This window comes from Moorena sp. (assembly GCF_982860115.1).
Genome location: NZ_CEYLVT010000361.1, coordinates 1 through 4,940, shown reverse-complemented (window position 1 = coordinate 4,940; position 4,940 = coordinate 1). Strand labels below are relative to the sequence as shown.

Annotated in this window: 7 protein-coding genes; 2 read left to right on the top strand and 5 right to left on the bottom strand. The window is 42.0% G+C overall.

Annotated elements, in window-relative coordinates; genetic code table 11:
• Nucleotides 1-131: 131 nt before the first annotated feature.
• From AC4II3_RS31235 to AC4II3_RS31215, 5 genes are all read right to left on the bottom strand, one after another.
• The gene (locus tag AC4II3_RS31235) at nucleotides 132-485 is read right to left on the bottom strand and encodes a hypothetical protein (protein WP_488016397.1); all 354 of its coding nucleotides are present in this window, start codon (nucleotides 483-485) and stop codon (nucleotides 132-134) included.
• Nucleotides 486-823: 338 nt separating this feature from the next.
• Entirely contained in the window at nucleotides 824-1,015 is a 192-nt protein-coding gene (locus AC4II3_RS31230; RefSeq protein WP_070396710.1) for a DUF2949 domain-containing protein, read from the bottom strand.
• A 905-nt stretch (nucleotides 1,016-1,920) separates the two neighbouring features.
• Entirely contained in the window at nucleotides 1,921-2,487 is a 567-nt protein-coding gene (locus AC4II3_RS31225; protein ID WP_490723012.1) for a DUF192 domain-containing protein, read from the bottom strand.
• Between the two features lie 10 nt (nucleotides 2,488-2,497).
• Nucleotides 2,498-3,193 (bottom strand): response regulator transcription factor NblR, encoded by a 696-nt coding sequence (gene nblR, locus AC4II3_RS31220; RefSeq protein WP_488016393.1) that lies wholly within the window; start codon nucleotides 3,191-3,193, stop codon nucleotides 2,498-2,500.
• A 291-nt stretch (nucleotides 3,194-3,484) separates the two neighbouring features.
• Nucleotides 3,485-3,685: a hypothetical protein gene (locus AC4II3_RS31215; RefSeq protein WP_488016391.1), complete on the bottom strand. Its 201-nt coding sequence runs from the start codon at nucleotides 3,683-3,685 to the stop codon at nucleotides 3,485-3,487.
• Between the two features lie 155 nt (nucleotides 3,686-3,840).
• On the opposite strand from AC4II3_RS31215, the gene AC4II3_RS31210 reads away from it, so the two are divergent.
• Entirely contained in the window at nucleotides 3,841-3,966 is a 126-nt protein-coding gene (locus AC4II3_RS31210) for a hypothetical protein (RefSeq protein ID WP_488016389.1), read from the top strand.
• A gap of 24 nt (nucleotides 3,967-3,990) precedes the next feature.
• Entirely contained in the window at nucleotides 3,991-4,890 is a 900-nt protein-coding gene (locus tag AC4II3_RS31205) for an Rpn family recombination-promoting nuclease/putative transposase (RefSeq protein ID WP_488016387.1), read from the top strand.
• Nucleotides 4,891-4,940: the final 50 nt, after the last annotated feature.

Genomic DNA, 4,940 nt, shown 5'->3' with positions numbered 1-4,940 from the left:
ATTCTTAATTCTTAATTCTTAATTCTTAATTCTTAATTCTTAATTCTTCATTCTTAATTCTTAATTCTTAATTCTTAATTCTTAATTCTTAATTCTTCATTCTTCATTCTTCATTCTTCATTCTTCATTCTTCATTCTTTTGGTAATACCTCTTCTTCTAATCGATTAACCCGTTCCTTGAGTTCTATTACTAAGGTAGCGAGACGCTTAAACATCGGGTGCTCAGCGTCTACCCTGCTATAGCTATCAGTTGGTGATGGTCCCTGGTTTTGACTGAGCCGGTTACTATTAGGACTTGACTGGCTGACCTGACGTAACTGAGTCTCTAACTGATTGAGTTTAAATCTCAAGTTAATTATCTCAGATTCAACAGAAGAAATCCGCGATTCTACAACAGTTATAGAAGCTGTGGCTGGTGGAATAAACTGTGAGATAAAAATTCCTAAGATTAAGCCAAAAGCGAGTATTACGATTGTTCGTTTCAAAGTAGTACAACCCCATTAGTTATCTTACTACCCATTATGACTCGTTCATTTAGACTTTCATTGTAAGCATTTTACTATCAGCAGTCCGCTGAAGGGCTACAGGCATAGTATGAATGGCTGATAGCTGATAGCGGTAGGCTGAATACTTACATTGATACTTACATTCGGATAGCCAAGATCTAACAAAAAGAGCGAGTCACTTATCAAACCGCTCTTTTTGATAAGGGGATAAATAGTTAAGGACAAAGTAGAATTATAAATTTGTCTTAGGGAGATTTTAACCCAAAGACATAGCTCCTTAGACATAGTTTGCCTACTCCTCCCTGATTGCTCAGGCTCTAGGCTGTTTCCAACCAGTCATAAATTTTATCTAATTGCTCCAGAGTTACCAAACCATACTGCCAAAGAATCATTGGCAAAAGTCCTGGGTCTTGTTCCCGGTGTCGTAGTGCGATCGCAATGGAATCTCTGGAAATTGCTAACTCTTCTTGGAGAAAATGCAAGAATTTTGTATAAGTTTTTGGTGCCATAATTAGTTTGCTTTCACCTCCTTTAATAGGCTCTATTTTGGAATTAGTAATCTGAATGTGTAAACCATCAGTAGCCACTATCTCATCTGTCCACTAGGAAATTACGAGTGTCGGTTATACCTGACAAACGAAACAGTAGGAAATTTGAAGGTTTTAAGATTTTAAGGATAATTAATCCCATAGGAAAGGAGTTAACTTTCCCTATCATCACCCGACTAGGATTTAGGATGACAGGACTAGCACTCTAGTATCCCTGTATAAATTTTCAGGGTTAAGAGGCTGATTACCTGTGTCCTAAATCACTGCCAACCTGAGATTTTCGTCAACCTAGAACAGCAATATTATGTGTCTTGCCAGTATGGAGATGAAATACCCCACTAGCATCACCCCTAGACCTAGCCAACACAGTGAGTTGACAAGACCCTCCAAGCTCATATGGTTAAGTCAAGTAAAATTCGACAAATTTAAACACACACTCCCTAAGGCGCTTGATTAACAAGCGTCTGTCAAGTTAAAAACTCTGGTGTACGCTATCATAGAGCACTTTCTCACACCATTAACTTAGCGATTTACCGCTAAGACTCAGTAGCGTCACCCCTACCCTTGTTTTCCCAACCTTGATTAATTATGTCAAGGGTAGCCATTAGTAATCAAGGGTATAGTCATTTGCGAGCTTTTTACATCTGTCTTAGGAAAGATTACCCTAATTTAGCTTAATCCGCCAGAAGCCCCACGACAGAGGTAAGCATTAAACTATTAGTAGTAAGCTGAAGCTTATTTATAGGGATGATAGTAAAAAACTTGATGCTTTATATAGCACCTCGATGTTTGACATCCTTAAACTCCGAAACGTAAGTCTAAGCTGACTTCTGACTTCTGACTTCTAACTTGCGCGTAGCGCTATATTAGTTAGGTGGGGTAGTACTGCCATCCAGAAACTTGACAGTGATCTGGTCACCTACTTTCAGACCCAGTTCAGCTGCACGTCCCCCACGAAGTTCAATCACTTGGTCAATAATTTCCCTTCCTGGACCATAGGTAGGGCATTCATCGGTTTCGCAGGGGGGGACAGATTTTGCGATCGCTTTTACTTCCCCATTTCTTAGAAAGACCATATCGAGATCGATTTTAACATTCTTCATCCAAAAGCTGACACGCCGTGGTGGGTCGAAGCCAAATAACATCCCCCGATCCGGTGCTAGAGATAGGCGATACATTAAACCCATTGCTTTTTGCTCACGGGTCTGTGCCACTTCCAGCCCAATCCGCTCACCTGCGATCTCAGCTTCAGCAGAAATTGGTAACATTTGACCTAATTTGCTTGGTGATTGTGATACTGATGGCGCTGTTGCTGGTGGTTGACCAGATTTGACAGAGTTACTATTTGTAATGTCTTCTGGAACTGACCCTGCTGAACAGCCCATCAGTAAAATACTTAGTGCTATTGAACATAGAGTGATTTGAAACGTCATACCCACAACCCTAAGCCTCCCGCAACACATAACCAACACCACGCACTGTCTGGATTAATCGCCTTTCACCTTCATCTTCTATCTTGATACGTAAATAGCGAATATAGACTTCGATGACATTGGACTCTCCCATAAAGTCATAACCCCAAACATTTTCCAAAATTTGTTCGCGAGTTAATACTTCCCTGGGATGGCTGATCAAATACTTGAGCAGTTCAAACTCTTTCATGGTCAAATCGATCACCCGTCCATTGCGCATGGCTCTACGCTGGCTTAGGTCTAAGGTTAGTTCTCCAAACCTCAGCTGCTCGGAGCCTCCTGTTTTTGGCTCTAGATAAAGGCGCACCATTTTCACAAATGGCTCACTACGATAGGGTTTCAGGAAATAATCATCAGCTCCTGCTTCTATACAAGCCACTCGATCCTCTACTCGGTCATGAGCCATCAGCATGATTACAGGTACGCGAGAGCCTTCACGTCTGAGCTGATCGCATAATCTCAGCCCTGATTCTCCTGAAAGTGCTCTATCCACAACCACCATTGCTGGCTGGAGTTCACTGGCTTGATGGCAAGCCATGGAGGCATCAAGGGCAATGACGGTATGATAACCTGCTTCTTTCAAGTCCTGACTCAGCCGTTCCGCCAATATTTGATCGTTTTCTACAACTAAGACACAGGGATTCCTTTCCAGGGTCAGATTTGGCATAGATAATGCTTGTCAGCACAAGCTGGATATAACTATGGTGAATACCAACCCTGTTTTAGCATGTCCTCATTAAATCTTGCTGAGTGGGTAATTTGTAAAAAAAATAGCCGTAGAAATACTATCCACGGCTATTTAAATGACTTATGTCACTAAGTTCCCAAACCAACACTGATGTGATTCTATTTCGACCAGACCGCAGCCTTAGCCAGGGGGGGTTTCCCCCCCAGAAATTTAGCGATGCAGCGCGGTCTTGGGGGTTTCCCCCATGAGCGACTGCATCAAGACAAAGTGTTATGGCAACAGCCAATACTTCATCATGGTTGTCCTCACTTCCCCTGGCGTTTCAGTAGGTTCCAAAGGGCTCCAGTCGGCAATCTCCCCATAACCAAGGGAATAAAACCTTTGCATACTATGGATTACGGCTTGACGAGGACCTTTGAGAGTGTGCTCAACAGGTTGTTTCTTGAGGTTTTGTTTGATTTTTTTTGACATAAGTCGAAACTTAAACTCTTTGTGCTTCTATACTGATTATTGTAATGATTATATTTTTATTTGTCAAGGGTTTTTAAACTTTTTTTTGGAGAAGTTTTAGAGGTAATAAAAAAAAGCGTTTGCGTAGCCTCTCTTTCAGAGAAAAGCGTAAGCTAATGCACTACGCACACGCTACGCGAACAGCTAATACATCGAAGCCTGTGCCACCAATTCCCGATTCCCGATTCCCGATTCCCGATTCCCGATTCCCGATTACCCATTACCCATTACCCTTACTATAGGTAGAGTTAAGTAATGACAAAAATGTGAAAACCGATACCATCTTCTATCGCCTGTTTCAATCGTTTCCCAGCATCTTCTTTGAATTAATTAACCATTCCCCTACAGAAGCACAAGCTTATCAATTCGCCTCTGTGGAAGTCAAACAACTAGCCTTTAGAATTGATGGGGTCTTCCTGCCGACAACTACCACAGCCCAACAACCAATTTATTTTGTAGAAGTCCAATTTCAGAGGGACTCTCAATTTTACTCCCGCTTCTTTAGCGAAATTTTCATGTACTTAAACAAAAACAAAATCAGCAATGATTGGCGTGGTGTGGTGATTTACCCGAGCCGCAATGTCGATAAAGGAGCAACTCAACAATATCAAGAATTAGTCGATTCCCCAAGGGTATCTCGGATTTATCTCGATGAATTAGCCGAGACCTCTGCACCATCGGTGGGTATAGCTACAGTACAGCTAATTGTAGCCGAGGAAGATACTGCGATCTCACTTGCTCAAGACTTGATTCAACGAACCACTGAGGAGGTAGACAATGAACCACAAAAGCGAGAACTTCTACAATTAATAGAGACCATACTGGTGTATAAGTTACCCAAACTCAGTCGCACGGAGATAGAAGCCATGTTTAGCTTAAGTGATTTACGGCAAACCAAAGTTTATCAGGAGGCTTTAGCTGAAGGTAAACTTGAAGGTATAAAAAAAGGCAGGCTTGAAGGTATAGAAGCAGGCAGACTTGAAGGTATAGAAGCAGGCAGACTTGAAGGTATACAAGAAGGTAGACTTGAAGGTGAAATTCAAGGGAAATTAAAGTCGATACCTCGGTTGTTAGCGTTGGGGTTAACCGTAGAACAAGTTGCCCAAGCTTTAGAATTAGAGGTTGAACAAGTTACAAAGGTGCTCCAGGAGTCAACGGATAGTTGAACAGATTTTGTGACGCATTCCCCCACCTGGCCTACGGCCACGCTGCGCGA

Excerpts from the sequence above, each read along its gene's own strand:
- AC4II3_RS31230 (WP_070396710.1), bottom strand. The coding sequence starts at position 1,015 with ATGGCACCAAAAACTTATACAAAATTCTTGCATTTTCTCCAAGAAGAG.
- AC4II3_RS31225 (WP_490723012.1), bottom strand. The coding sequence starts at position 2,487 with ATGACGTTTCAAATCACTCTATGTTCAATAGCACTAAGTATTTTACTG.
- nblR (WP_488016393.1), bottom strand. The coding sequence starts at position 3,193 with ATGCCAAATCTGACCCTGGAAAGGAATCCCTGTGTCTTAGTTGTAGAA.
- AC4II3_RS31215 (WP_488016391.1), bottom strand. The coding sequence starts at position 3,685 with ATGTCAAAAAAAATCAAACAAAACCTCAAGAAACAACCTGTTGAGCAC.
- AC4II3_RS31210 (WP_488016389.1), top strand. The coding sequence starts at position 3,841 with ATGCACTACGCACACGCTACGCGAACAGCTAATACATCGAAGCCTGTG.